This is a genomic window from Wolbachia endosymbiont strain TRS of Brugia malayi, from assembly GCF_000008385.1.
Taxonomy (GTDB): Bacteria; Pseudomonadota; Alphaproteobacteria; order Rickettsiales; family Anaplasmataceae; genus Wolbachia.
Genome location: NC_006833.1, coordinates 908,142 through 934,070, shown reverse-complemented (window position 1 = coordinate 934,070; position 25,929 = coordinate 908,142). Strand labels below are relative to the sequence as shown.

The window sequence follows — 25,929 nt, the reverse complement described above, 5'->3', positions numbered from 1 at the left end:
CATAAGGCAGCTCATGCACATATTTTAATACGAAATGTAATAATACTCAAAGTTAAAAAAGATTTGATATGAGTTTATGGTGACATAAGTGTATTTAATTTAAATCATTTATATCACAGTTGTCTAATTTTTCATTTGTACAAAATTTACTTTCTCATTTCAAGACCTAAACCTACTGTAGCTAACCCGGATAAAGTTTCCTCAAAGAGAAAGGAAGGTATAATGAGGGATTGGCTAGTGATAAAGGAAAAAGAATGGCAGGACCATATAGTGATACCAATTCCCACTGCACAAGGAACGGATAGGCAATGATGGAAAAGAAGTCATACTGAAGTAAGTAAAATAGTGAGGTTTAAATGGCATTGAAATCAAAATTATTGGATGGAATGGTCGTAGAATCAGCAAAAGAAATACTGAAGAAAGTACGAAATAACACATATGTTGCAAAAAAACTAAATGCTGTAATTGTAGCAAGAAAGCAGAGTATAACAGCCGTAGCAAAAATGTGTTGAATTTCAAGAACAGCACTGACTGTATGGATAAGGTAACTAAAATTTGGAAGAAAAGAAAAATTGTTTGCTACTCCTCAATGTTGCAGAAAAACTAGATTGATCAGAGTCAATTTGAACAAGTTGAAGTATGGATACAAGAAAACTCTAATATTACCATTAAAGAAATGAGAATAGAATCCAGGAAAAATTTGGCTTGGATGTCAGCAAGACTACAGTACACCTTAATATGCAAAAAATGAGGTTTTCGTATATTACGCTAAGACCAATTCATAATGGACAAGATAAAGGTAGGTAGGAATAGTTAAAAATTTTAATGAGACTATTGGCAAATATCATGAATAAGAGCTAATTTTTCTTTGATGAATCGCGGGGCACACATTCGAAGGTTGTCACTGGTGGTTTAAAAAAGGGCGTTAGAATACAGGTTAAAGTAAAGTTAGGTAGACAAAATTTTTATCTCTACAGTACAGTTAATCCTAGGAGTGAAGAAAGTTCTAGCTTATTTGCACTGAATATCAACACTGGTTGTATGAATATATTTCTTGAACAAATATTGCAATATTTAAGAACACAAGAAGCCTTTCTTGTCATAGATTGTGCTAATTGGTATAATTCAAAAAATTTAAAGATACCTAAAAATGTCAAGATTATATACCTGTCATCGTACTTACCTGAGCTTCATCCTATTGGAAAACTTTGGTTATATATAAAACAGAACATTTTGCGTAATAAAGTATATAATACAATTGCTTTGCTTGAGAGCGCTTTATGTAAATTTATTACCTACCCTTCTCGCTCCGCAATAAAGCAACTCTGCAATGTCACTTATTTGACCTATTAACAGTGAAAATTGGTATAAGGTAAAGTAATAAAACTGTTAGTTAACGAAGGATTATAGGTGGTAGAAGTAATGTTTGTTCAAGGCTCTTTATATCAGCCATGGCTGCTGCAAAGTCTGTACTTGGTAATCTATTCTAAGCTATTGAAAGTGGTAAGAAGAAGATGATGGCCATAACAGCTCTAATGCATAAAATTATAGTAATTGGTAATGTAAGACTTAAAGCAACATTAATTTACACAGCAGTGACTTAAGCAGTAATTGTTGCAATAGCTGTTTGACATAAAGTTCTACTCCTATGGCGAATGGGTTTTTATTACCTGCATGATTGGGTAAAGTTGCAAAATTATATCAATGAAAATTAAAAAAACATAGTTGATCACAAAAGCTACTTGATGATACATTTGTTGATGTTGAAAGTTGGTTAGTTGAAAAAGTTGCTGGGATTTTCAGTACGAAAGAAAGCGAAGCTTTCATTAAAGGTGATGGCACTTTCCAACCCAAAGGAATCTTATCTTATGAAGATGGAAATAGTTACAACAAGATAGAGCAAGTTGAAGCTGAGAAATTGGATGGTAATGCAATAATGAAATCTTGCTATTCTCTGAATGAGTACTATTCCAAGATAGCATCATTTTTAATGAACAGGAGTATACTAAAAGATGTTAGACTATTTAAGTCTCAAACATGTCAATATCTTTGGCAACCAAGTTTATCGTTTGAAGCTCTGGATACCTTAATGGAAATACTAGTATATCAATCCGTTGATATGCCGCCTATACCAGACAATCGGCTACCGATAATTGTAGTGGTAGATTTTAAACGGGCTTAAAAATTGTAGATAGTGAGGAATGAGAATGTTAAGGAACCCTTATACGGATGAGCCCTATATGAGGTTTTCTGTCACTAAATGTGTCAGTAGAAAAGTTGTGAACACCAGTGCTATTAAATTATTAAAGATTGCAAGTTCAAGCGAGTATTAAAAACATTTTCTAAAATAGTTGACATGTTATGCCTTATATATAATAACTAAGTTAATTTATTATTAATTTAAGGAATGAATATGTGAAAAGCATAAAAAAGTTTTTTAAGTAGATTGCTAGTTGTACAGAAATTTCATGAACTTTAGGAAAATTTTAATCAATTTGAAAGTCTAGTAATAAAACAAACCAAATAAGCAGTATTAAGATAGCTCAAGAACCTACAGCTTGCCTGAAGGTTATTGATGGTAAATATGGCTGGATATAAAACATAATAACTATCAAATACTTTAAGAAGTATACAAAAACAAGGATAATAATGTTATTTGTGATGAGTTCCATTTGAATCTTGAAGGAGAGAAACAGCTATATATCACAGGTCGTTGTGACTCAAAAATAGAAATGGAGAATGGTTATATACATCTGTCCATAAATTCAGTTGGAACTCAAGATAACAGTACGATTTATGGTGATAATGAACCAGAAAGAATGAAAGAACTGTTAGGTTTTAGCGATATAATAAAAGAATTCAATATATACGCTAAATATCCAATTGCGCCTGAAGCTGCAAGTTCTGAACTTAAAGTTCCTGCAAATGGCAACACACCAAGTTCAAAACTGATAGTCCTGCAGCAACACCAGTTGTTGACAGTGGTTTATCTATTGGTCAACAGTCATGAACTTCAAAAAGGAGCACACTTTCAAGTGCTCCTTTTTTTCTTTTCCATATACATAAAAATTAGATAGTATTGTGAGTACGATTTTTTTTTGTATTCTGATGCTTTTCAATTCTATCGCTTTTGGCCTCTTTTTATTATTGTTTCTCTGCATCATTGTAAGAAAGAATAAAAAACTGAGCGGAGAAAAAATAAAATCGGCAAATCTTGAGGGTAATTTATTTAAATTGGAGCGTGAGCTTCAAGAAACAAGACAGATCTTGCAGGGTAAGGACAAAGAAATAGTAGATTTAAAAGTGAGCAATGCAGAACTTGAAGTAACTCTGCAAAAAGAACGTGAGGAGAAGAAAAAGGAAATAGAATTACTAGCAAAAGCTGAGGAGAGACTAACAAACACCTTTAAAGCACTTTCTCTTGATGCTTTGCAGACAAATAACAATAATTTTCTGAACTTGGCGAAGGAAGTAATCGATAGTAAATTAAAAGAGACAGAAAGTAATTTCAAGAAAAGGCAAGCAACGATTAACGAAGTTGTAACTCCGATAAAAGAAAAACTGGAAAAATTTGATAGTGAAATACGCGAACTGGAAAAAGAGAGAGTAGGGGCTTATGAAGGTTTAAAAGAGCAAATTGGAGCATTAATGAACCAAACTTCTAGCCTTGCTAATGCTTTAGGGAAGCCTCATATTAGAGGGAAATGGGGTGAAATACAGCTAAGAAGAGTGGTAGAAATGGCAGGAATGGTTGAATATTGCGATTTTTTTACCCAGCCATCAGTGATTGATAAAAATAAGGATAATTTACTGCGTCCTGATTTAATAATCAAAATGCCATCTGGAAAGCAAATAATAATAGATGCTAAAGTGCCGCTCGATTCTTATCTTGATGCTGTATCACAAAATGACTTACGGATACAAAAGGAAAAATTAAAGGATCATTCCTTGGCAATAAAAAAGCATATAAATGATCTGGGTAGAAAAGAGTATTGGAATCAATTTGAAAATACACCAGAACTTGTAGTTCTTTTTCTCACAGGAGAAGGGGTTTTCAGTGCAGCACTAGAGTATGAGCCTGCTTTGATAGAGATTGGAGTAGAAAAAAAAGTGATTATTGCAACACCAATCACTTTAATTGCTCTACTTAGGGCAATAGCATACGGGTGGAAGCAAGAAATGATAGCTGAAAGTGCGAAAAAAATCAGTGAGCTAGGCCACATTTTATATGAGCGAATCTGTACAATGGGTGAAAACTTTGATAATTTACGCAAGAGCTTAAAGAGTGCCGTTGATCATTATAATAAAACTGCTGGTTCACTTGAAACAAGAGTGTTTCCTGCTGCCCGAGAATTCAATAAACTTGGTATATATACAAAAAACAAAGAATTGAACGTTGCAAAGGAACTAGAGTCTTTGCCACGCAGTTTGCATGCCGAGGAATTGAGGGTGGATTAGATCTCACTCATATTTTCTGTATCTGTATTGATATTTGTGCACCCTGAGCGACTTGAACGCCCGACCTTTTGATCCGTAGTCAAATGCTCTAATCCAACTGAGCTAAGGGTGCATTTTATAAAATTAACTTTAACAGATTCTATAGCTTGACTCAATTAATTTGGTTAAATAAAATGAAGCACTGCACGCCAAAGTCAAATTGATAATGTGATCAATCTACTAACTTCTTACCTTTGCTAAAATTTAATAAATGTAAGAGAAAATCTAGTATAAAAATTATTGGAGGTATAGTGAAAAATTCTTTTGTTTATAGCTCTAATTTTCTCCTTTGCTTTTGATACGAGTGTATGACGTGCACTTCTCCTGCTGTACCAAAGGATGAAACATCAACAGTAATATGTAAAAAGTAATAGACTGTACTCACAGCATAGGTAGACCGATTGTAACAATAGTAATAATAGGTGCAACATTGCTTGCAATATTTGATAGAATGCCGTGGCTAGCTCTTTTTGCACTTGGTATATTTACTGCCATATTTTTCAGAGCTCCTACAGCTGTAAAGGCAATAAAACAAATGCAATAGCATGTAAATAGAAACTTCTAAGTTCTGCAAATTAAAGACAGGCCTCAAAAAAGTTTTGGGCAAATGATATTTCTAGTATCATTTACTTAAATTTAATTGAAGTAAAGTAGGATAAAGTAAAAACTATTGGAGATGTAATGAAAAAATTTTTTCTACTTGTGGCTTTGACCATCTTCTTTGCATTTAATGCAGGTGCTCCTCCTTCTACTAATAATTTTGTTGATACAAATGATACAACATCAATAGTGATATGTAAGATAATAGGCTATGCCCATGGCATAGGTGGACCGATGATAACAATAGTAATAATAGGTGCAGCTTTGCTTGCAATATTTGGTAGAATGCCGTGGCCAGCTCTTTTTGCACTCGGTGCATTTACTGCTGTGTTTTTTGGTGCTCCTATAGTTGTTTCAAAAATAATGCCAAACGCTGGTGTGACTTGCGAAAATGGTAATGTAAAGCCATAGAAACCATTAGAGGCACAAAACGTAATGCAGCAGGACAATATTCCTAATGATTGAGACAGTAGGGTAAAAAATAGTGCTTCTTTTAAGCACTATTTTTTATTACATCATAAACCTCTGTTGAGGTTTCTTTCACTTGAAAGTAGCAGATTCAGCCACTTTCAGTGTTTATAGTATTTCCACAAAAATAGATGATATACAGATAAGATTTCTGGATTTCAGTGCTAAGTAGTGAAATTATATTATTTATTGTGTTTTACAAAAATAAATTATTTTTACAGAGCTACTTGGCTTCATGAATTGCAACTGGCTATAAATATTAAGAAACTTACCAAATAAAAAAAGGCAAAAGATTCCCTGTTAGCTGGTTATTTACTATCTGTTTTATAATGTTAGCATTTTTTAATGTTTTTTAGCGCTTAGTAGGCACAATTCATGACATTAGGCAAACAACTTTACTATAGAAAAAGTTCAGAAAGAATACAACAAAAACACCCTAGAAATTAAGTGCACACACTAAAAAATATACCACTCTAGACTTTGACTTCCGATAGGCTTTAAATTATGAAACAACTTTATTATTGATAATAATAGAGCTGGCAAAGTTTATTAAGTATTTTTTGCATTTCTATGAGCTTGCTTGGGTGACATCAACAGTTGTATTCTATATTATATTTTGCTCTGCTGGCAGCTATACCTCAAGTTTTCTATTCAAAATTTTTGGTGTTAAATCTAATTCATTTGGATTATTGTATCATAACTTTCCCCTTGGAATTATTATTATTAATTTTGATCTTTAAACCAAGCTCTGAGAAGATATAGCGTCCTCTACTACTGCCTATGTCTTGGTTTTAAGTGTATTTTCGTTCTTTTTAGCTGCTATTTCAATGCAAGTCTTTTATCAATTTTTTAGTTTGTCTAACACTCAAACTCTGAGAAACTATTTTTTCTGTGATACTTCCTGCATTTTCAATATTAGTTAGCGCTCTTGCATAACCCATAGACAACTTTTTCGTTGATCATCATTTTCACACTGTTGGGAAGCGACAACATCTTAGTCATATTGGTTATATAACTGCGGCTTTTGCCTGTAGCTAGAGCTAGTTCTTCATGTGTGTAGAAAAATTTACCTATTAATTTTCTATATGATCGCCTTTTCTATAGGGTTAATATCTTGCCTCTGTATGTTCTTAATAATGGATAATTCCAAGCATTCTTTATCACTCAAATCTTTTACAATAACCGAAGCGCTATCGAGATTTGCAATCTTGCCTGCTCACCAACAACATTTCCCAGCTATTTATTTCATAGCTATCTTTAAATTTGAACCTTTACGTACCACGATAGGCTGTATTGTGCCATTTTCCTCTATTGAACTTGCAGGTTCTTTCAATGATTCTTCATCAAAGTATTTCCTTGGCTGAAACTTGCTTGGGTGCAGTAATGAAATGGATAAATACTCTTGTCGGTCTTCTTTATTGTCATAGTTGTCACCTGTAAGACCAGCAAGACCTCTGCCCGAGCTCTTTTCATCCTTCATGCTGTATTCTTACTTACCAGATTCTTTTCTTTACAGCTGCTAGCATGCTTTTTCAAAATTTCCTTTGCTAAACCTATATATGCTTACGCACAAAAACATTTAAGATCATACACAATGGCTAGCTTCCTTTGAGAAGGTGCGCTTCTAACAGTCTTACATTGCATAGAATGATAGTCTCATACAACGGAATAATAGTTTTTTATACACCTTATTATTTAGGTACTGATAAATGTCATCTTTAATCTGTCCTCTAAGTTTGTTACGTCTGTTATACATTGTTAGCAAGATTCCTCTATGTTAGAAAAGGGTTTAGGCTATTTCTTTATTATTAGCTCTACAGTTTTAACTAATGACTTAGCCTCTCCAAAGCAAAAATTCACACTGAAGAGGAACAATAATAGAATCAGCAACCGTCAAAGCATTGATAGTAAGCAAGCCAAGTGATGGAGGGTAATCAATAATTGTGTACTCATAATCATCGCATATTTTCTCTAATGCATTCTTTAGCATAAACTTTCCCCGTTCAGGTTGTAATAATTCAATTTCTGCAGCCGGTAGATCAATTACTGAAGAAATTAGCGGTGAATTTGGAATTTCCTTTATATTGAAAATTGCTGATCTTATGAGTTTATTTTCGCTATTTAGTAATATTTTATATATATTTTTCTCTTCTCTACTACGATAAGAAATTCACTAACTAGTATTAGCATTTCCTTAAGGATCAAAATCTACCAATAAAGTACTTTTTCCTACAGCAGCAAAAGCTGTCGATAAATTTATACTAGTTATAGTTTTGCCAACTCCACCCTTTTGATTTACTATTGCAATAACCTTGCTCACGTCCTTTGTCTTATGTGTAGAATAACTCTATATATATATGCTAAAAACTTTTGCATTAGAAAATTTTTTTGTGCCTAAAATTAAACCGCTTTTTTTGCTTTATGTAGTACACTTTGAACTTTATTTCCTAATTCACTTAGAGTAAATGGCTTTGGTAAAAAGTGAAAATCTTCTATATTAATGTTATCGTTTTTCAAAAACGCATCTTCTGTGTATCCAGAAATAAAAATAACGTTGATATCCGGCCTGTGAATTAGAGCTTCTTTGACTATCTCTGGACCGCTGACTTCTGGCATTATTACATCGGTGATTATTAGATCTATATGTTGATTTTTTTTACTTATTATTTCTAACGCTTTGCTGCCCATACTAGCTTCTATTACATCAAATCCTTTTCTTTTTAGTGCCTTAGTAATGAACTCCCTTACTGAGTCTTCATCTTCAATTAATAAAATTATACCATTATCTTTCACTTCATTTACTACTGGTTTCTCTATTTCTTCACTACCCTTCTCTCTATGATTCTCATCTGATATGTAAACCATAGGCAAAAATATGCTAAATTTAGTTCCACAATTTACTTCACTGGCAACATAGATATACCCCTCAGTTTGTTTAATAATACCATATACAGTAGAGAGACCAAGACCTGTACCAGAGGTAATATCTTTGGTAGAAAAAAATGGATCAAATACTTTTTCAACTGTATCACTCACCATACCACATCCCGTATCAATTACTTCAATCATAACATAATTTCCATGTTCAATCGCTTCCTTGTCTGGAGAAAACATACCCTGAGGTGTAGAATTTAATGAATCAATCTTTTTATTAAAAGTTCGTATAGTTAGCTCTCCTCCTTTTTCCATAGCAGCGCTAGCATTGACTGCTAAGTTAAGTATAACTTGCTCTAATTGTCCTTGGTCAGCCCTAACCATACCTAAATCTCTACCATAATAAGTAGTAAATTTTATGTTTTCACCTATTAATCTTTTTATCATTTCACAAAGATTAGCTATTGTACTATTTACATCAATAATCTTTGGTTGCATAGTTTGCCTTCTTGAAAAAGCAAGCAATTGCTTAACTAAATTTGATCCACGTTTTGCATTTTGCTGTATTTGTATTATATCTCCGAAAGATGGATCGCCAGCTGAATGCTGGAGTAAAAGCAAATCGCAAAATCCTATTATTCCAGTTAGTATATTGTTGAAATCATGTGCAATACCACCTGCTAATTGACCTATGGCTTGCATTTTTTGATAATGTTCAAGCTTTATCTCCAGGTTTTTGTGCTCAGTATTATCAACAAAATAACAAAGTATAAACATCATTCTATTATGAAGAAACTTATTGAAATATATTTTCATGTTATCATTGTTATTAAGCTGCACATCAAAGGACGCATTATTTATCCTGTTACTCAAGAAATATTCACGTATTTTCATATGATAGTCATCAGATATCAGTGTAAATATTGAGCTATTATCTGGCCCTGCAAGTTTTATTAGCGCTGTATTTTTCTTTATAAAACTACCATTTACATCACATTGTGCAATAGCAATTGATGAATTTGCAAAACAAGGGTGTAATTGGTAATCAATAACGTTTGATTCAACTGGTGTAATAAGGCCATATATATAGCTATGATGATGTTTATCGCAAAACATAGCAGTGCTCATATAAGCCTTAAATGGAACACCATTTACAGTAAAAAACAAAATGTTATTATCAGTTGCTACATTGTTATACTTAGATTGAAATATGAAATCATTAATTGAACTGCCTTTTTCAAGTTTTTTCAATTCAAACATGTCTAAAAATCTTTTATTTACAGATAAAATTATTCCCTTAGTATTTGCAATATAAGTTCCTATATTGTGCTTTTCTATTAATTCTTCGTATACCTGTTCTTTGTTCATTTGTGTTGCTTTCAATACGAAATACCCATGTGGTCTTGCTATTGGTGCTAATGATAAATTTAAGATCTTATTACTGTTTATAGCAATTTGTGGATTATCTGGTATTGGTTCACAAAGCAAAAGAAAGCTAGATATTCTACTTTTCTTGCTTAAGACAATGCGCACCTGTACAGAAGAGTTATTCTTTAGCGCTTGATATAATGCTTTTTTGTCTTTTTCTGAAATATCCCCTACTTCAAGAATCTTGCCTAGTGTAACATCATTATCTATGTAATCTTTAAACCTTTCGTAGAACCTCGCATCAGCATAAACGACATCTTCATTTTTGTGTAAAATAAGACAAAATTCTGTATTATGATTTAGTGCATTTGCAAATATTGCATTTTGAAATTCTATGATATTAAGCAAGTATCTGTAATGTTTTACATTATATACTATAAAGAGAGTCACTAGAGTGCTAACCAATAGATTAATCTCTATATTAGTGTGCTGATCATATATATCAAAAAAGTAGAGTACTGATATTGCTACTGGAGGTAAGAACATAATAACTGCCATAATGATAACTGACATTCCATGATTCCTCAATATGAAGTCAACCCTGTTCTCTTTCTTGCTATCTATATATCTTTTACTCATTGTGCATGTAAAAATATTTCATTATATTTGTTTAATTATTATAGATTTATTAACATCTTTGATAGGTAATTACCATTTAAATCTCTTGAAATTGGTACTAGTGGCAAAATATTATGAAAGAACAAAAAATACAAGCTTTCGAATGGTTCCGTGCACTAAGAGACAGAGTTGTTGAGTCTTTCTTGTTAATTGAAGGGCAGTCACCTACAGATCCAAAAATCGAAAAGAGAAAATGGGATCGTCCAGGTGGAGGAGGTGGGGAATCTACAATCATCTATGGTGACGTCTTTGAAAAAGTGGGAGTAAACATTTCAAAGGTATATGGAAAATTTGCAGATTCAGTTGTAAATGAAATTCCTGGTGCAAGTGAGAGTAATGGAGAGTTTTGGGCAAGTGGTATATCTTTAGTGTCTCACATGCAATCTCCCCTTGTTCCTGCAGCACATATGAACACAAGGTTGATATATACATCAAAACAATGGTTCGGTGGAGGAATGGACTTTACTCCAACATATAAAAACGAGGAAGATTATAAGTACATTCATGAATCAATCAAAACAACATGTGATAAATTTGACGCTGAATACTATCTAAAATTCAAGGAGCAGTGTGATAACTACTTTTTCTTACAACATAGAAAAGAGCCACGTGGTATTGGTGGAATCTTTTACGATAATCTTAATTCCGGTAGATGGGAAAATGACTTTGAGTTTACAAAAGCAGTAGGTGAAACCTTTTTAAAAATTTATTTACATATTATACGTCAACATATGCGCAAGCCTTGGACGAAAGAACAACGAGAGACCCAATTAATAAAACGCGGTAGGTATGTAGAATTCAATCTGTTGTATGACCGTGGTACAAAGTTTGGTTTAATGACGGATGGTAATCCAGATGCAATTATGATGTCAATGCCACCTCTTGTTAAGTGGATGTAGAGAGCTGCTGGACGTAAAGGGCTGCTATTAATACAAAATAAATCGTCATAGTTAGAATTGTACAATGATAGTGAACCTTTATAGAAGAGTACAATCATGGACATAATAAACAATTTTTTAATTAGATCTGCTAGAAATGGTAACATAAAAATTATTAAACTAGCTTTAAGCCTTCATAGGGTAACAAATAATCTTAAAAAAAACTCTTTTCGAAAGTCAATCCTTTTAGCAATGCAAGGATTATTTAACATAAATGCGGTCAAGCTTTAAACCGTGCTTTAGAGTACTCAGTAAAGAATTTTGATTATGACGTAATGGAATTACTTATTAACTCTGGCAGCTAATGTTAATGCAATAGGCAGCGATGATATTAGAAATATAAATTTATAAATATGTAAAGAGCTCTTACTTATGAGCAAGAGGCTATATCGGTACAAGCTAAAGAATACCTCAAAAACTATAGAGAAAAATGTTGTTTGATGCTTGGTAAATTAATAATGCATGAGTGCAATGCCTAAAAATGACAAAGAGAAGGGAAATATATTGAGGATTTTTGAAGAAAGGGAGATTTTAATAAGTTTAAAGAAGCCGTGAAGTTGAAACTCAAGGCTAACTCAGTTAGTAATGTGATACTACCTAAAGCCACGAGAACTTTTGACTACAAGCCAAAGAGCACTGGCTATGATGTTTTGCTTTTGAAATAGCCCATCTATGCTGAGGTATATAACTCTAAGGTTAGTAATTCATTGGAGAAGTATGGTTATTTCAACACATCAAGAGAGTCTACTTATGCTGAAGTATATGATCCATATAAAAATCTACTGAAAATTTGTCACTGGAAAACAACGGTTATTTTAGTATATTAGAAGAACCTACTTATTGCATTGTAGATGATCTTTTAGAGCAAAAAAGCCTGCTAGCTTAAAACAGAAGGAGCTAGGACAGTTGATCAGAGAACCTATTTGCTGAAGTAGATTTGTTCAAAAAAGGGCGGAGAGAAAAGCAAGAGATATAAAAACTAATTCAGAGACTTATCATGGGATAGTGCAAGATAAAGTAAACGAATGGCAAGAATGAATGAAACTAAACGAACAAAGTCCTAATAGGCTAATAAATCAGTGATAGACTAGTAATCGAAAAATTGAGACTAGAGAGCTGTCTTTAATGTAAAAAAAATAAAACAAAAGTATGAAAGCGGGGATTCAAGTTATGATTCTAGCTATGAATCTGATACAAAAGTTGAATAATTAAGAATAAAACCTAAAACTTCTAATTCTAAAGTAAATTCGTGAATATTGAATGTGGAATAGAAAAGGGTGTTTGTGCTTTAAAATAATTGAATTGACTTCTTACGCATAATCAATATAACTTAGTTAATTCACATTGACTCTTTCGTCTAGTGGTTAGGACATCACCCTTTCACGGTGGTAACACGGGTTCAAATCCCGTAAGAGTCATTCAAGGAGCTAAGTGTGGGTCAATCTTCAGCTTGCAAATGGTAGTCTTTCTGGTAGACTAACCTTCAATAGAAGGTATTGTGCTATAGTAAAAAATACTACTCTAAGCAATGTAATAAAACAAGCCACTGTGAAATGGAGGCAACATGTATTCAATTCATTTTAACGGAACATACAGTGGTAAAGAATATTAATCTGAATAGAGCAAAATTACAGGCAATCGAAACTGCAGAACAATGTTGCAGAATAAGTGTGCCAGAGGTTTTACCTCCTGTTAATTTCCATGATTTACCTGACTCTCGAATAGAAGTTTTATCTTGTGTGATAAAGCAGGGTAGGAAAAATCTTCCAATGAAGTTCTAAAAAACAAAAGGAATATTGCTATTATTGTTGATCATGAAAATGGTTTTTCACATGATGAACTTAACCTTGCTGATAAATTTTATCAGAAATTAAGTTTAGGAAAAAGAATTTTAATAGTAGACACTGCCATAGTTGCTGTACCAACTTTCACCAATGCGAGTTATAAAATTGCATTGAGCAATAGTTAGTAGATTTATAGAAAAAGCCACTGAGTTTTGATTTATCTCCTTGAACTCTTCTTTAGTAACAAAGTATCCAGCAGGTAGGTTTATGGTCCCTCAATTTTCTAAAGCATTTTTTTTACTCTGAGGTTTTTTAAGAATGGAAAAGATGGTTAATATATTAATATATTTTCTCTAGTACTGTGCTTTTCTTTTTAAAAGTACTAGTCTTTTTTCTACCATACTTAATTTTTAGTGCACTTGGCCTTCTAGAAACCTTTTTACTGCTACATTTCTTAAATTGCACATTACAATCAAAATTTAGCTCTCCTTTTTTATCTGTCAGTGTAGGCAGCCTTTTTTTATCCTGAGATGTAATAAAGGACAGTGCGTACCCTTCAGCTCCAGCGCGTGCAGTTCTACCTGTGCGATGAATATAGTTAGCTTGCGATTCCGGTGCGTCATAATTGATAACATGTTGGATGTGAGGAATATCAAGACCTCGAGAAGCAACATCTGTTGCAACCATAATTTGATTGTGACCACGACGAAAAGAGTTAATAACCCTCTTGCGCTTGCGCTGCTTCAAGTCACCATGAATTGCCAAAGCACTATGGTTATCCTTGCGCAATTTGTAAGCTAGTTGATCTGCTCTTTGCTTTGTCCTGACAAAAACAATGATCGATCCTTTACGCTGATATAATTGTGTAACAAGCTTTCCATACTTTTCTGACTCTGATGCATAAATAATTTCTTGCTTGATTTTTACAGAAGTTGTTGCTTCATTCTCAACAGAAACACGTTCTGGCTGGTTCGAGTACTTCTCAGCAAGCTTAACTATATCACCAGGAAGAGTTGCAGAAAACATAAGGTTTTGCCGCATTTTTGGGAGATATTTCATGATCCCTTCAATTTGAATTCCGAAACCCATATCAAACATACGATCCACTTCATCAAGTACAAGAGTGCTGACATTGTTAGTAATCAAAGTTTTACGCTCAATATGATCTATAATACGGCCAGGAGTACCTATTACAATTCGTGGCCTTCTCTGAAGCTGATTTAGCTGCCTGAAAATGGGCTCACCACCAATCAATAAGGCAATCTTTAGCACGGAGTTTTTTAACAAAAGCTTCCCTATTTCATTCGTTACCTGCTGCGCAAGCTCTCTGGTTGGTACAATAACCAAAGCTGTACTAGCGTTAGGCTCACCTAATAACTTAGCAATTAACGGAATAGCAAATGCCAAAGTTTTTCCAGTTCCCGTTTGGGCAGATCCAAGAATATCTTTACCCTTTAGAGCTAAGGGAATTGCCTGTGCTTGAACTGGAGTTGGAACAGAAAAACTATTTTTATCTAGAGCTTGCGCAAGCAATAGTGGGAGACCCATTTCATAAAAGCTGTTCACAATATATCAGCTTTACTAAGAACTTTTATCATCAAAATGCGAATTAATCTTCTAACAATTTCAAATTTATTGCAAATTTTTTTCCTTCTCCATTTCTACCGCGCTCCTCTTTGAGCTCATAGCTTACTCTTTCTCCTTTTATTCCCTTTTCCTTGTTTTCTCCTCTGAGTGAATCAGGTCTTATTCCTGAACGTTCTAGCGTACTGATATGTACAAAAATATCATTTCCATTAGCTTCTGGCTTGATAAAGCCATAACCTTTTTCAGCATTAAACCACTTTATATTACCGAATTCCATTGAAACAACTCCTAAAATTATTAACTAATACTACTAATGTGGTGAAAAACTTTGAAATTAAAATTAAGAATGCTTGAAGCTCAGTTGTTAAAACTAAGCTTCCATATTCCATAGTCTACCATTAACATTACATAACCATAATACATAATTGTTATACTTGATGCAACTAAATTTTCTAATTGTTAAGCGAGCCTGCAACTGTCATTTCACTAACTTTAATCGTTGGTGAATTAAATTGCCCACAGAAGGTTAAATCGTCCGCAACGACTAAGTTGCTAAACATGTCTTTTAAATTGCTAGCAACAGTAATCTCGTGTATTGGATACGTTATTTTACCATTTTCTATAAAAAATCCTGATGCACCTTGACTATAATCACCATTAATTAAATTAACACCAAAGCTAAATAAATCAGTTATATATACTCCCTCTTTCACTTCCTCAATTAATTCTTTAAGTGATATATTACCATTTTCGACGTAGAAGTTACTAGCTGCAGGAATGATTGCAGCATTACTTGCACGAGTTGCATTTCCAGTTGTTTCCAAGTTTAACTTTTTAGCCGAGTATAGATCCAGAATCCAATTTTGTAGTATTCCGTTTTTTACAAACGTATTTTTCCTGCTAGTTATTCCTTCTCCATCAAATGGTCTTGATTCTATGCCCCTTGGTAACAATGGGTCATCAATAATGTTGATTCTATTGTTGAAAATATGAGTATTTAAACTATTTCTCAAGAAAGAGCTGTCATTCGCAATGCTGCTACCGTTTATAGCAGAAGCAAAATTTCTTACTAGCTCTTTTGCTGCTCTTTTTTCAAAAATAACTGGAAATTTACCAGTTTTAATCGTGCGTGAATTCAATTGATCAATTGCCCTTTTTGCTGCTTCTTTCCCTATTAACTCTGGCGATTTTAAATCGCCGAAGTTACATGCTATATCGTAGTCATAGCCAATCTTCATCTCACTTCCCTCTCCAGCGACAACAGAGACCTGATTAGCAAAGGTTGATTTACTAAATGAGCCGATAAAACCAGAAACAGTAGATAATACTGTATTTACTAAAACATGTGAAGAAGAGGCTCCTTCAGAATTAATAATATTTTTATGCGCAAGAGCTGAGTTTTCTGCAACTTCGACAATTTCTTTTAGATTATCAATAGTTACAACATTATTATCTAAGATACCTAAGCCTGTAGAGTAGGTACAATTATCTCTATCTATAGCAAAATTAATGTAAGGATCCTCTTGTGCATTCTTTGCCATTTCTACTACTTTGCTTACCATGTCACTAAGATTATTTAAATCGTTTGTAGAAATATACGCAGCTTTGGTTTTACCTGCTATAGCTCTAATTCCTATAGTACAATTCTTAGATTGTGATATTTGTTCAATTTTTGATAGACGTTGGGAAACGAAGATTTTGTTAGTTTCATATATTGCAACCTCTGCGTCTTGGTTTTGCTTTTTTATTAGTTTAATTATGTCTGCTGCGATATTTAATATATTCATTTTTATCCCTGAGATTTCTACAAAGATTCTGCACCACCTATCACTTCGATCAAGTCAGTTGTAATCGCTGCTTGACGAGAACAATTGTAAAGCAATGCCAACTTATTCAGCATTTCCTTAGTGTTTCTATTAGCCGATTCCATAGCAGCCATTCTAGCACTATTCTCACTCGCTGCACTTTCAAGTAAAGCAGAGTAAAGGGCAGTTACAACGTAATTTTGAATCAAAGATCGTAAGATAAATTCAGTATTTTGTGGTTCATATTTATAGTTGTAGTCTATTGTTGAATTGGTCAGATAGTCATCAATCAAAGATGAGCTTTTACTCCATGGTTTTATCGTTTCCAACATTGGCTTCTGTGTGAAGGTATTGTAAAATTTATTATAGAAAACTTTAATCCTATCATATTTACTGAGATCCATACTGTCAACTAAAGCTTCTACACGCTTTAGCGTGATCCCCTTACTGTTTTCAATTTTTAAAATGCTTTTAGAGTCGAATCTATTTTTACCTATATCAAAAGCTTTTTTACCAAGAAATACAATATCTACTTTTTTGCTACTCGCAATCAATTTATTTACATACTCTTGGCTAGATTTTGCAATAGAGGAATTAAAACTGCCGCATAAGCCACGATCAGATGCAATGATAAACACTAGATAAGAATCGTTATCGCCAGTGGTGAAAATTTTTGCCAGTAATTCCTGGTCAGCGGATGACATTATTGAAGAAATAATGTCATGCAGCTTGGATATATACAGTTTTGAATTTGATAACTTTTTTTGACTCTGTAATAACTTTGCTGCAGAAACCATTTGCATTATCTTCGTAGTTTTCTGTACAGACCTAATATTCTTAATTCTTAAGGATAATTCCTTTAAGCTCTTCATTTTGTATACAACTCTAATTTATTAAAAATATATAATTATTCATGTCAAAAAGCAAGTTCTTTTGATGTGAGAAGATATAGGGCTTTCATATTTCTCTTTATTTTTTAGTAAGGCCTAACAGTTGCTAGTATACTATTAGAAGGATAGTGTCATCCCAGAGTCCCTTTTCTGTCATCTAAGTACCCCGACACTTGGATCCAACACGCTGAAATGGCAATCTCTCATCATGCTTTGCAGTATTTTTGGATCCTGCTGCGAGGTAACGGTAGTTATAAATTATTAAGAAATTTACTAAGTAAAAAAAGCAAAAGATATTCCGTGGTAGATAGTGTTTACTCTCTAATCCTGCGAATTGACATATATACTGTCTAAAACGCTTTATAAGCGAGTTTCAGCTTATATAGGTAAGAACCTAGAAATGTTATGAAGACGTAAGATACATATAGTGTAAAAAATTAAACATAGACGTCAATTATGTAATACTTTGTCATTTTAATCTGCACAGATTGAAGATAACTGAATACCTTTAGTACTATGGGGGCTAGTGAGATTTGTTAAGTAATTTTTTGTATTTTTAGTACGCACTGCGCTTAAACATTAGGTTAAAAAGTTAAGATGAAATATAAAAACGTGAGTTTTGTTTTGACTTGTTGTGCTAATTTTGCAGAATATTAGGATTATCATTTGAATCAAATACATGACAAAAGGGGATTGGGAAGCGGTAATTGGGCTTGAGGTGCACGCTCAAGTTTCTTCTAAGACAAAGCTATTTTCTAGCTCATCAACTGAGTTTGGCGCTGAACATAACACTCAAGTTTCTCTGGTTGATGCAGCAATGCCAGGTACACTACCAATACTGAACTACTACTCTATAGAGCAGGCAATACGCACTGGTCTTGCACTTTCTGCGGAAATTAATAAGAGCTCTTACTTTGATCGGAAAAATTATTTTTACCCTGATTTACCGCAAGGTTATCAAATAACTCAGTTTTTTGAGCCAATAGTTAAAAATGGTAGAATATTTATCAATAATAATAAAAAAGAAGTAAGAATCGCAAGAATTCATCTAGAGCAAGATGCAGGAAAAAGCATTCATGAAGAGAGCAAAACTTATGTAGATTTAAATCGTGCAGGGGTTGCTCTAATGGAAATTGTCTCGGAGCCGGATCTTCGTTCATCTGAGGAAGCTGCGGAATTCATGAAAAAGTTGAGGCAGATTTTGCGTTACATTGGCTCATGTGATGGTGATATGGAAAAGGGGTCGCTTCGTTGTGATGCAAATGTTTCTGTTCGCCCAAAAGGCAGTAGCACATTCGGCACCCGCTGCGAGATAAAAAACCTAAACTCAATATGTTATATTATGCAAGCTATAGATTATGAAATACAAAGGCAAATTGAAATTTTGGAAAGTGGCGAGAAAATAAGTCAAGATACCTTGTTGTTTGATGTTTCTTTAGGAAAAACAAAAGTAATGCGAAACAAAGAGGATGCGAGTGATTATAGGTATTTTCCTGAACCTGATTTACTGCCTGTTGAGATAAGCCAGGATAAAATTGATTCTATTAGATCATCTTTGCCCGAATTGCCAGATCAAAAAAAGCTACGATACATTAGAGAATTAAGTATCAACAAATACGATGCTGATGTCATCACTTCTGATAAAGCAATTGCTAACTATTTTGAGGAGTTGATAAAAAAGCACGATTCAAAACTTGCTGTTACTTGGCTAACTGTAGAGCTTTTCGGTCGTTTGAATAAAGCGGGTATTGATATTGTGAGCTCCCCAATTAAAGCAAATGCCTTATCCGAACTCTTAGATTTTATCGTTGATGGAACGATCTCTGCTAGGCTTGGCAAGCAAGTTTTTGATATTATGTTTGAAACTGGCAAGCCAGCATCTTTGATCATAAAAGAGCAGGACCTGAAGCAAATAACCGATAAAGGTCAAATATCAGAAATTATTGACAAAATCATCAATGACAACCAAGATAAGGTTCAAGAATACCAAAATGGTAAAACAAAACTATACGGATTCTTTGTTGGCGAAGTCATGAAACTTACCAAAGGAAAAGCTAGCCCTGATGTCGTGAACTTTATTTTGAGTGAAAAATTGAGCAGTTAGTTGCGCCTTTTTATTTGCATTGGCAGTACGTCTTGTAGATATTCTCAGATCCATACTATGGTATATGCATGTCATGACATATAGATTTATTACTTTTTTACCATTTATAGGTACTATTTGTAAAATAGTGTGAGGTTGAGGAGTACCTGAAAAATTATCCTACTCAGTGGTTAAGCATATCTTTTCTAATATTATGTATCAAGCAAGATAGCTAATGTTATTTCCTAGACATGCAGTAGATAGGGAGTATTCTTTTTTCCTATTTGCAGAGAAAAAGTCAGCTAAGGGTTTCAATAATATTGTTCTTTGTTATGAACAAGACGGAAGAATAGCACATAAGCTCATACAAATCAAGCACAGAAAAAGGATAGGAACAAAAAGATCAGAATAGGTGAATTACTAGCGCAGGGAAAGGGTGGTGCGTTTGGTTTAATAAAACTATCTCATTGCTTATTTGAAGATCAAAAGTAAATGGAGAATTTGGGGGTGAAATAGAAGATTTTGTCATTATTACAACACTGATTTTGATTCCACAGATTTGATTACTGCGTCCAGTAAGAAAGCTGAGAATAATGTCAAGTGGAAGAATAAAGGAAAGGAAATTTCAGTTATAAAAGTAAACGCTCAAAATGAGTTTCTGGATGTAGGTAGTGGTGTAAGATATAAATTTGATAATAGTATTATCTCATACTTGCAGAAAATAAGGGTTTTATAAGGTGTAAGGTAGTTAGAGAAGTCAGCAATAAGGAAATAAGACTTTTAAGATAGATTAGTATTTGCAGTCGATTTTTGTCAAGCGGAACTGAGCTGAGTAAGATTATTAAGGGTGAGCTGGGCAAGGAGTTCAGCAATACTGATGCTAAGCACTTTTGCAGCGGGTTATCAGGAAGAAGTACTGACTTTGATGGAAAAAGAAGAAGAGGAGTTTCTATCACACGAGCAAGTAAAAGCTCTTCTTGAAAAAATAAGAGGAGAAGTCTTAAAAACACCTATTTGGCATAATGTGATGGACCCAGTAGATGATTTTGTTGGGAGAGTAATGAATTAAATGCTGTGCGTTGTGGATTTCAAAAAAGTGCGAGGCAGATGGTTGTTATTAAAGATCTAGATGGGGTAGATAAAACTGAATTTGTCAAGAAATATGCTTACAACTATAAGGAATGTTACGATGGCAATGTTATATTTATAGATTCTAAGGATCCTAAAAGTATAAAAGAGTCTTTCTTGGATCTAGCTAGATATATAAAGACTAGGAGTTTCTGCTACAGATGAACGTAGAAGCACAAAGGCGATAAAAAATGTTGTTGAAAAAATATATACTTTTTTTGTAGGAAGAATGAGCCTGTTTGTTTTTGGTAATGTTAGAGGATATAAGGGTATTAGTAAATTTTTACTACCCTTTTTGTGTTCACAGCGTCCTAATTGGGGAAAGCCTTATGTTTTTATCACTTCCTGCAGTGAAAAGTGGAAAATAGTAAAACAGCAGAAGAGATAGAGGAAATATGGTTTGATAAATTCGAGGAAACAGAGGTTTTATAATTTTTTGAGAGAGTCCTAGATGTAGAGAATGACTTTTGCGATGGAAGAGAAAAAAGATTAAACTAGAAAAGTCTTTTTCATTAGCTTTGGGACTAGCGGTTGCATATATTTAAAATGAAGATGAGCAGGACGAATTAAAGAAGTTCAGTGGTTATTTTGAAAAATATAAGCAGCAAAGAAAGAAGTCATTTGAAGAAACAAAATGTTTATTTGCAAGAAGAAGAAATTATAAAAGTGACATTAATCATATCCGAGAAGTTAACGATATGGAATATTACACGTGATAAGATGAAGAGCAACAGAGGACGTGGAAAGCAAACTACAGAAATTTGGGATATCATGGCTTATTTTGCTCATGATAAGATTTATATAGAAGAAATTTTTCCAGATTAATGGCAGATGATAAAGAAAAGCTATGGGGGTGCTGTTGAGCTACTTGATAAAATACTAAGTGATTGATTTAGAAGCGGGAGTGGCAAATATTCACGAGCTAGGTGCGGGGGATAACTAGATTAGAACACAAAAGGCAGGCAAAGAAGAAAAGTTTTAAGAAGAGCTCTAGAATTGATAAATAATGGTAGAATAGTGAACAATACAGGCCATGTTACATCTGTTTAGGGATATGCAAGCAACCATAGTAGGCTGATTGGTGATTTTTACTTTAACTCATCTTGTATACATATAAAGAATAGGTTTTTATGAAGAAAAGCACTCCTTTACATTTACTTGCTGAAAGTGATGACTGTAAAAGCAATAAGGCTATACTAACCCGTATAGAAAGGCGTTCCGGGTAAAATAGGAAAAATTGTTAATGCTGAGAACAATTGTGGTCAAACACCATTATGCATCGCTGCTGGAAATGGAAAATTGAATATGGTAGAATGGTTGGTTAGCAAAGGTGCTAATGTTAATGCTAAGAGAAGTCTGGAGTCCACTGCAAATGGCTACTGGTAATGAAGAGTTAGGTATTATTAAGTACCTACTTGACAAAGGCGCTGGGATTGATACAAAAATAAATATGGTTGCACTGCTTTGCATGAGGCTGCTCATAGCAGGAAACTGAATGTTATGAAATATTTGGTGAACAACAGTGCTAACATTAACGATAATGCTGTGGAACTATTTCCTATGGTACTCTGTTACATTTTGTAATATATAGTAAAAAATCAGATATAGTAATAAAGTAGCAGTCAGTAAAGGCGCTGATATTGATGCTTAAAATAAATATGGCTGAACTCCACTACATTATGCTGTTGAGAGTAGGAAACTGAAGATAGTAGAGTACCCTTATTAGCAAATGCGCTGGTATTAGCATAAAGAATAGGTATAATGGTACTCTATTGCATGTTACTGCTTATAGTGGAAGTTAGATATGATTAAATATCTTATCGGTAGAGGTGCTGGATTGGCACTTAAAATGAATATGGTAGTACTCTATTATACTCTGCTGCTCAAAATGATAACGTGGATACAATAGAATACTTTGTTGAAAAAAGTGCTGGCGTTAATGTTAAAAACAAAAAAGGCAGTACTCCTTTACACATAGCTGCATTATGTGGAAGCTTTAGAATAACGGAATGCCTGATCAACAAAGTTGCTGATGCTAAAAACAGAGGTAATCAGACTCCATTACACTTTGCTATTGAGAGTGAAAAACTAAAAGTAGTAGAATTTTTTATAGAAAAAGGTATTAATATAAAAGACAAGTGCAACAAAACTTTGCTACATCGTACTACCAGAAATGGAAACATCGAAATGACAAAATATCTCATTAAAAAGGTGCCGATGTTAATGCTAAGGGTAAGGATGATAACGCTCCATTGCACTAGGTTGTTATAAGATGGAGGATTGACATAGCAAAAGTACTACTAAAACACAACGTAGACGTTACGCTAAAAGTAATGAAAGTAGAACAATATTATACTATGCTGCTGGATGCAATCCCAAGGACTTGTAGAGTTGCTTTTAGCTCATAATGCAGTTCTGTGACTACTGAAAGTATTTGATATAGCTTGAGAGGATTTGTCTTGACGTCATATATGACGTCCTTTACAATTAAAGTTAACAGTGAAAGTGTATATTTGTTATGTTTGCAGTGATTGAAACAGGTGGGAAGCAGTATTTAGTAAAAAAAGGTAGTGTAATAAAAGTAGAAAAATTAGAAGCTGAGGAAGGAAAGGAGGTAGAGATTGATAAGGCAGTTTGCCTTTCAGGCAACGGTTTATCTTATTTAACTGATGCTACTGTTAAGGCTGAAGTGCTTGAACAATGCAGAGGAGAGAAAATTATAATTTTTAAAAAGAAGAGAAGAAAAAATTACCGTAGGAAAACTGGTCATAGGCAGTATATAACTGTTCTTCGTATCAATGAAATTAATCTTCAAAAATAATGGGTAAGATATGGCAACTAAAAAATCAGGTGGTGGCTCCTGTAATGGTAGGGATTCCGCAGGTTGTAGGTTAGGAATAAAAAAGAACGGAAAAGTTATTCCTGGTAACATAATCGTCCGTCAAAGGGGTACAAAGTTTCATCCTGGAAAAAATGTTGGTATGGGTAAAGATCATACAATTTTTGCTAAAGTGGAAGGCTGGATTAGGTTTAGAAAGTCAGTAAATAAAAAGACTTTTATTGATATTGTACCTGTAGATAATGTATAAGCTTCAGCTTGAATAAATCAGGGGTCTGTAGCTCAGGTGGTTAGAGCGCACGTCTGATAAGCGTGAGGTCGGAAGTTCAACTCTTCCCAGGCCCACCATTTGATGGTTGCTAGCTAGATTTTTTATAATAACTTTTATTATATAAGCAGATCTAAAGCATGAGTTTACGTAAAAATTTAATAACCAGTGAGTCGGTTGCAGCTGGTCATCCAGATAAAGTAGCGGATCAAATTTCGGATGCAGTACTTGATGAATACCTTTTAACTGACCCTTTTTCACGAACTGCGATAGAGACTTTAGTTACCAAAGATAATGTTATTATAGCTGGGGAAGTATTTGGGCCTAACGTTGCAAATAGCACAATTGAAAATGTTGTAAGGAATACAATAAAAGATATTGGTTACGAGCACGATGGTTTTCACTGGGGAGAAGTCGGAGTAAATATGTTGCTGCATGAACAATCAAACGACATTGCTATAGGGGTGGATCAAGGCGCTGGAGATCAGGGCATAATGTATGGCTATGCAACAATAGAAACAAAAAGCCTTATGCCAGCACCCATTTTTTATGCGCACTCTATTCTGAAAAACGTCATGAGTGTGGTTAAGGAAGCAAAACTTGGTCCGGATGCAAAGTCGCAAATTACTTTGGCGTATGAGAGTAATCTTCCAGTACGTGCTGAAAGTATTATCGTTTCAATACAGCATCCTGAAGATTTGGATCAATTAAAAGTAAAAGAAATAATTTACCCTTACGTAGTTTCGTCTTTACCTAAAGGGTGGATGTGTGCCGAGGAAAATTTCTTTGTCAATCCAACTGGTAGGTTTGTCATCGGTGGACCGGTTAGTGATTGTGGATTAACCGGACGAAAGATTATGGTTGATACTTATGGAGGTTATATTCCACATGGTGGGGGAGCATTTTCTGGAAAAGATGCAACAAAGGTTGATAGATCTGCAGCTTATATGGCGAGATACCTTGCTAAAAATATTGTTTTTGCAAATTTAGCCGAGCGCTGTCTTGTGCAGCTCTCTTATGCAATTGGTGTGTCAAAGCCTACCTCGTTTTACATTGATACATTTGGTACAAATAAGGTAGATGAAGAAAGAATTAAAAAGCTTATTGAGAGTAATATAGATTTATCAACCAGGGGTATTATTAAACATTTATCACTTAGCCGTCCTATATATAAACGTACAGCCTGTTATGGACACTTTGGTAAAGAATCAGAAGAGGATGATGGATTTTCTTGGGAAAATTTGAACTTATCTCTTGATCTTTCTAGAGAATTTAGTGTGCAAAGTAATAGGAAAGTTTCTTTAGATTGCTAAGATTTTTAATTTATAGTTCAATACTGGTATGCTAACTTATTGTTAAAGCGCAATTAGCTTTTCATAATAATTATACTACATTAATAGCAATTTTTATATTTATGAAACTCACAAAATGTATAACAAAACAGGAAGGAGAATTCTACGATATAGCTATAAGAGAATCATCTGGTCTTATTGAAAAGATAGAGAACATCCTTTTAATATTGAATTAATGAGTAGTACGCTAGATTATGAAAAGTTTTAATTTTATCTTCAGCAGAATTTTTTATATGTAACAGATTATACTTGAGTTTTACTGGTTATTGCAGCTGAAGCTAACAATATTGAAATAATGGATAAGTTAACTGATATAGCTATTGGAACATTTGCTACACGAGATTATTATAAGGAACATTTTGCAGATTGTAATTTATCCGACAACCACAAAAAGTCAAAATCTTGCTCTGCCCTTACTGAATTTTTCATGTACATTACATATCATAATTTTATTGCTGAAGGTTTAGCAGCATCTTACCCATGCTTCTGTATATGTCAAATAGTTGTTCATTACATTGTGAGAGGTAACGCCACTACTGGCAATAAATATCAAAAGCGGATAGATTTTTTTAACACTGACGTGGCGAGTAATATGATTGACGATGTAACTGAAATTATGAACAATCTATGTAAAAAATCCGGCAATGATGAACGAAAAAATATATAGGAGTTCTTTCGTAATGGATTAAAACTTTAGCTGGTATTCTAGGATGAGATGTATTATTCTAGTATCTCATGATGGGGAAATGTTGGAGTGGATTATCTATATT

The 25,929-nt window shown here is 33.7% G+C and carries 25 protein-coding genes, 3 tRNA genes and 6 pseudogenes; 25 read left to right on the top strand and 9 right to left on the bottom strand.

Translation table 11 applies throughout. The features are described from left to right. Positions 1 to 356 precede the first annotated feature (356 nt). The 5 genes and pseudogenes from WBM_RS05615 (at position 357) to rmuC (ending at position 4,458) form a co-directional block, all read left to right on the top strand. Positions 357 to 1,353: pseudogene (locus tag WBM_RS05615) on the top strand (IS630 family transposase). Between the two features lie 44 nt (positions 1,354 to 1,397). Then, a pseudogene (locus WBM_RS06650) lies at positions 1,398 to 1,604 on the top strand (IS110 family transposase); the annotation flags it as partial. A gap of 185 nt (positions 1,605 to 1,789) precedes the next feature. Continuing rightward, positions 1,790 to 2,182: pseudogene (locus WBM_RS04380) on the top strand (phage major capsid protein); the annotation flags it as partial. Positions 2,183 to 2,672: 490 nt separating this feature from the next. Continuing rightward, positions 2,673 to 3,077 (top strand): hypothetical protein, encoded by a 405-nt coding sequence (locus tag WBM_RS04375; protein ID WP_011256909.1) that lies wholly within the window; start codon positions 2,673 to 2,675, stop codon positions 3,075 to 3,077. Positions 3,078 to 3,108: 31 nt separating this feature from the next. Then, the gene (gene rmuC, locus WBM_RS04370) at positions 3,109 to 4,458 is read left to right on the top strand and encodes a DNA recombination protein RmuC (RefSeq protein WP_011256908.1); all 1,350 of its coding nucleotides are present in this window, start codon (positions 3,109 to 3,111) and stop codon (positions 4,456 to 4,458) included. Between the two features lie 37 nt (positions 4,459 to 4,495). Here the strand turns inward: rmuC and WBM_RS04365 are convergent. Next, a tRNA-Arg gene (locus WBM_RS04365) sits at positions 4,496 to 4,570 on the bottom strand. A 185-nt stretch (positions 4,571 to 4,755) separates the two neighbouring features. On the opposite strand from WBM_RS04365, the pseudogene WBM_RS05610 reads away from it, so the two are divergent. Then, positions 4,756 to 5,041: pseudogene (locus tag WBM_RS05610) on the top strand (TrbC/VirB2 family protein). A gap of 137 nt (positions 5,042 to 5,178) precedes the next feature. Then, complete coding sequence (locus WBM_RS04355; RefSeq protein WP_041571502.1) at positions 5,179 to 5,508, top strand: TrbC/VirB2 family protein; 330 nt, start codon at positions 5,179 to 5,181, stop codon at positions 5,506 to 5,508. 881 nt (positions 5,509 to 6,389) lie between these two features. Here WBM_RS04355 and WBM_RS06645 read toward each other — a convergent pair. From WBM_RS06645 to WBM_RS04340, 4 genes and pseudogenes are all read right to left on the bottom strand, one after another. Further along, the gene (locus tag WBM_RS06645) at positions 6,390 to 6,506 is read right to left on the bottom strand and encodes a hypothetical protein (protein ID WP_225416115.1); all 117 of its coding nucleotides are present in this window, start codon (positions 6,504 to 6,506) and stop codon (positions 6,390 to 6,392) included. Positions 6,507 to 6,805: 299 nt separating this feature from the next. Next, a complete protein-coding gene (locus WBM_RS06640; protein WP_225416114.1) occupies positions 6,806 to 7,045 on the bottom strand; it encodes a ParB N-terminal domain-containing protein in 240 nt (79 codons plus the stop codon). Beyond that, positions 7,042 to 7,885 (bottom strand): annotated as a pseudogene (locus tag WBM_RS07010) (ParA family protein). Before WBM_RS07010 ends, WBM_RS06640 begins: the two are co-directional and overlap by 4 nt. 80 nt (positions 7,886 to 7,965) lie before the next feature. Further along, a complete protein-coding gene (locus tag WBM_RS04340) occupies positions 7,966 to 10,446 on the bottom strand; it encodes a response regulator (RefSeq protein ID WP_011256907.1) in 2,481 nt (826 codons plus the stop codon). Positions 10,447 to 10,559: 113 nt separating this feature from the next. Here WBM_RS04340 and hemF point away from each other — a divergent pair, with 113 nt between their 5' ends. The 4 genes from hemF to WBM_RS06890 all read left to right on the top strand — a co-directional run bounded on the left by hemF (position 10,560) and on the right by WBM_RS06890 (position 13,392). After that, positions 10,560 to 11,384, top strand: coding sequence for an oxygen-dependent coproporphyrinogen oxidase (gene hemF, locus WBM_RS04335; RefSeq protein ID WP_011256906.1), 825 nt, complete (start codon positions 10,560 to 10,562; stop codon positions 11,382 to 11,384). Positions 11,385 to 12,769: 1,385 nt separating this feature from the next. Beyond that, positions 12,770 to 12,841: transfer RNA gene (locus tag WBM_RS04330), tRNA-Glu, on the top strand. 177 nt (positions 12,842 to 13,018) lie between these two features. Beyond that, a complete protein-coding gene (locus tag WBM_RS06630) occupies positions 13,019 to 13,204 on the top strand; it encodes a 16S rRNA (uracil(1498)-N(3))-methyltransferase (protein ID WP_233417510.1) in 186 nt (61 codons plus the stop codon). Between the two features lie 14 nt (positions 13,205 to 13,218). Further along, complete coding sequence (locus WBM_RS06890) at positions 13,219 to 13,392, top strand: 16S rRNA (uracil(1498)-N(3))-methyltransferase (protein WP_338062953.1); 174 nt, start codon at positions 13,219 to 13,221, stop codon at positions 13,390 to 13,392. A gap of 154 nt (positions 13,393 to 13,546) precedes the next feature. Here WBM_RS06890 and WBM_RS04320 read toward each other — a convergent pair whose 3' ends face one another. From WBM_RS04320 to atpG, 4 genes are all read right to left on the bottom strand, one after another. Further along, positions 13,547 to 14,773: a DEAD/DEAH box helicase gene (locus tag WBM_RS04320; RefSeq protein ID WP_011256905.1), complete on the bottom strand. Its 1,227-nt coding sequence runs from the start codon at positions 14,771 to 14,773 to the stop codon at positions 13,547 to 13,549. A gap of 43 nt (positions 14,774 to 14,816) precedes the next feature. Further along, positions 14,817 to 15,071 (bottom strand): cold-shock protein, encoded by a 255-nt coding sequence (locus tag WBM_RS04315; RefSeq protein WP_011256904.1) that lies wholly within the window; start codon positions 15,069 to 15,071, stop codon positions 14,817 to 14,819. A 175-nt stretch (positions 15,072 to 15,246) separates the two neighbouring features. Then, positions 15,247 to 16,581 (bottom strand): TldD/PmbA family protein, encoded by a 1,335-nt coding sequence (locus tag WBM_RS04310; protein WP_011256903.1) that lies wholly within the window; start codon positions 16,579 to 16,581, stop codon positions 15,247 to 15,249. A gap of 17 nt (positions 16,582 to 16,598) precedes the next feature. After that, positions 16,599 to 17,471 carry an ATP synthase F1 subunit gamma gene (gene atpG, locus WBM_RS04305; protein ID WP_011256902.1) on the bottom strand — a complete coding sequence of 291 codons (873 nt, stop codon included), beginning with the start codon at positions 17,469 to 17,471 and terminating at the stop codon, positions 16,599 to 16,601. Between the two features lie 697 nt (positions 17,472 to 18,168). Here atpG and gatB point away from each other — a divergent pair. The 14 genes and pseudogenes from gatB (at position 18,169) to WBM_RS06625 (ending at position 25,826) form a co-directional block, all read left to right on the top strand. Then, positions 18,169 to 19,593, top strand: a complete 1,425-nt coding sequence (gene gatB, locus WBM_RS04300) for an Asp-tRNA(Asn)/Glu-tRNA(Gln) amidotransferase subunit GatB (protein ID WP_011256901.1) — start codon at positions 18,169 to 18,171, stop codon at positions 19,591 to 19,593. Between the two features lie 538 nt (positions 19,594 to 20,131). Then, entirely contained in the window at positions 20,132 to 20,308 is a 177-nt protein-coding gene (locus WBM_RS05840) for a hypothetical protein (protein ID WP_158676306.1), read from the top strand. Between the two features lie 141 nt (positions 20,309 to 20,449). Next, the gene (locus tag WBM_RS04295; RefSeq protein ID WP_136132019.1) at positions 20,450 to 20,641 is read left to right on the top strand and encodes a hypothetical protein; all 192 of its coding nucleotides are present in this window, start codon (positions 20,450 to 20,452) and stop codon (positions 20,639 to 20,641) included. Between the two features lie 38 nt (positions 20,642 to 20,679). Next, positions 20,680 to 20,865 (top strand): hypothetical protein, encoded by a 186-nt coding sequence (locus WBM_RS04290; protein ID WP_041571501.1) that lies wholly within the window; start codon positions 20,680 to 20,682, stop codon positions 20,863 to 20,865. 414 nt (positions 20,866 to 21,279) lie between these two features. Next, the gene (locus tag WBM_RS04285; RefSeq protein WP_011256899.1) at positions 21,280 to 21,525 is read left to right on the top strand and encodes a hypothetical protein; all 246 of its coding nucleotides are present in this window, start codon (positions 21,280 to 21,282) and stop codon (positions 21,523 to 21,525) included. A gap of 402 nt (positions 21,526 to 21,927) precedes the next feature. Beyond that, positions 21,928 to 22,086: an ankyrin repeat domain-containing protein gene (locus WBM_RS07005; protein ID WP_083750423.1), complete on the top strand. Its 159-nt coding sequence runs from the start codon at positions 21,928 to 21,930 to the stop codon at positions 22,084 to 22,086. Further along, positions 22,043 to 22,195, top strand: coding sequence for a hypothetical protein (locus WBM_RS05940; protein WP_167895691.1), 153 nt, complete (start codon positions 22,043 to 22,045; stop codon positions 22,193 to 22,195). Before WBM_RS07005 ends, WBM_RS05940 begins: the two co-directional genes overlap by 44 nt. Beyond that, on the top strand, positions 22,165 to 22,284 hold the full coding sequence (locus tag WBM_RS07000) for a hypothetical protein (protein ID WP_083750422.1): 120 nt from the start codon (positions 22,165 to 22,167) through the stop codon (positions 22,282 to 22,284). The genes WBM_RS05940 and WBM_RS07000 overlap by 31 nt, the downstream gene beginning before the upstream one ends. 282 nt (positions 22,285 to 22,566) lie before the next feature. Next, positions 22,567 to 22,971, top strand: a pseudogene (locus WBM_RS04280) (ankyrin repeat domain-containing protein); the annotation flags it as partial. A gap of 247 nt (positions 22,972 to 23,218) precedes the next feature. Beyond that, positions 23,219 to 23,521: a 50S ribosomal protein L21 gene (gene rplU, locus WBM_RS04275; RefSeq protein ID WP_011256898.1), complete on the top strand. Its 303-nt coding sequence runs from the start codon at positions 23,219 to 23,221 to the stop codon at positions 23,519 to 23,521. 10 nt (positions 23,522 to 23,531) lie between these two features. Next, positions 23,532 to 23,789 carry a 50S ribosomal protein L27 gene (gene rpmA, locus WBM_RS04270; protein WP_011256897.1) on the top strand — a complete coding sequence of 86 codons (258 nt, stop codon included), beginning with the start codon at positions 23,532 to 23,534 and terminating at the stop codon, positions 23,787 to 23,789. A gap of 21 nt (positions 23,790 to 23,810) precedes the next feature. Further along, positions 23,811 to 23,887 (top strand) — tRNA-Ile (locus WBM_RS04265). A 60-nt stretch (positions 23,888 to 23,947) separates the two neighbouring features. Next, on the top strand, positions 23,948 to 25,120 hold the full coding sequence (metK, locus tag WBM_RS04260; protein WP_011256896.1) for a methionine adenosyltransferase: 1,173 nt from the start codon (positions 23,948 to 23,950) through the stop codon (positions 25,118 to 25,120). 334 nt (positions 25,121 to 25,454) lie between these two features. After that, positions 25,455 to 25,826: a hypothetical protein gene (locus WBM_RS06625; protein WP_225416113.1), complete on the top strand. Its 372-nt coding sequence runs from the start codon at positions 25,455 to 25,457 to the stop codon at positions 25,824 to 25,826. Positions 25,827 to 25,929 lie beyond the last annotated feature (103 nt).

What these genes read in the sequence shown, in the direction of transcription:
- WBM_RS04310 (WP_011256903.1), bottom strand. Translation starts at nt 16,581, where the DNA reads ATGAATATATTAAATATCGCAGCAGACATAATTAAACTAATAAAAAAG.
- hemF (WP_011256906.1), top strand. Translation starts at nt 10,560, where the DNA reads ATGAAAGAACAAAAAATACAAGCTTTCGAATGGTTCCGTGCACTAAGA.
- rpmA (WP_011256897.1), top strand. Translation starts at nt 23,532, where the DNA reads ATGGCAACTAAAAAATCAGGTGGTGGCTCCTGTAATGGTAGGGATTCC.
- WBM_RS05940 (WP_167895691.1), top strand. Translation starts at nt 22,043, where the DNA reads ATGCTAAGAGAAGTCTGGAGTCCACTGCAAATGGCTACTGGTAATGAA.
- metK (WP_011256896.1), top strand. Translation starts at nt 23,948, where the DNA reads ATGAGTTTACGTAAAAATTTAATAACCAGTGAGTCGGTTGCAGCTGGT.
- WBM_RS04340 (WP_011256907.1), bottom strand. Translation starts at nt 10,446, where the DNA reads ATGAGTAAAAGATATATAGATAGCAAGAAAGAGAACAGGGTTGACTTC.
- gatB (WP_011256901.1), top strand. Translation starts at nt 18,169, where the DNA reads ATGACAAAAGGGGATTGGGAAGCGGTAATTGGGCTTGAGGTGCACGCT.
- WBM_RS04315 (WP_011256904.1), bottom strand. Translation starts at nt 15,071, where the DNA reads ATGGAATTCGGTAATATAAAGTGGTTTAATGCTGAAAAAGGTTATGGC.
- rmuC (WP_011256908.1), top strand. Translation starts at nt 3,109, where the DNA reads ATGCTTTTCAATTCTATCGCTTTTGGCCTCTTTTTATTATTGTTTCTC.
- WBM_RS06640 (WP_225416114.1), bottom strand. Translation starts at nt 7,045, where the DNA reads ATGAAGGATGAAAAGAGCTCGGGCAGAGGTCTTGCTGGTCTTACAGGT.
- atpG (WP_011256902.1), bottom strand. Translation starts at nt 17,471, where the DNA reads ATGAAGAGCTTAAAGGAATTATCCTTAAGAATTAAGAATATTAGGTCT.
- WBM_RS04290 (WP_041571501.1), top strand. Translation starts at nt 20,680, where the DNA reads ATGGTTGTTATTAAAGATCTAGATGGGGTAGATAAAACTGAATTTGTC.
- rplU (WP_011256898.1), top strand. Translation starts at nt 23,219, where the DNA reads ATGTTTGCAGTGATTGAAACAGGTGGGAAGCAGTATTTAGTAAAAAAA.
- WBM_RS06645 (WP_225416115.1), bottom strand. Translation starts at nt 6,506, where the DNA reads ATGGGTTATGCAAGAGCGCTAACTAATATTGAAAATGCAGGAAGTATC.
- WBM_RS04355 (WP_041571502.1), top strand. Translation starts at nt 5,179, where the DNA reads ATGAAAAAATTTTTTCTACTTGTGGCTTTGACCATCTTCTTTGCATTT.
- WBM_RS04295 (WP_136132019.1), top strand. Translation starts at nt 20,450, where the DNA reads ATGCTAAGCACTTTTGCAGCGGGTTATCAGGAAGAAGTACTGACTTTG.
- WBM_RS06625 (WP_225416113.1), top strand. Translation starts at nt 25,455, where the DNA reads ATGGATAAGTTAACTGATATAGCTATTGGAACATTTGCTACACGAGAT.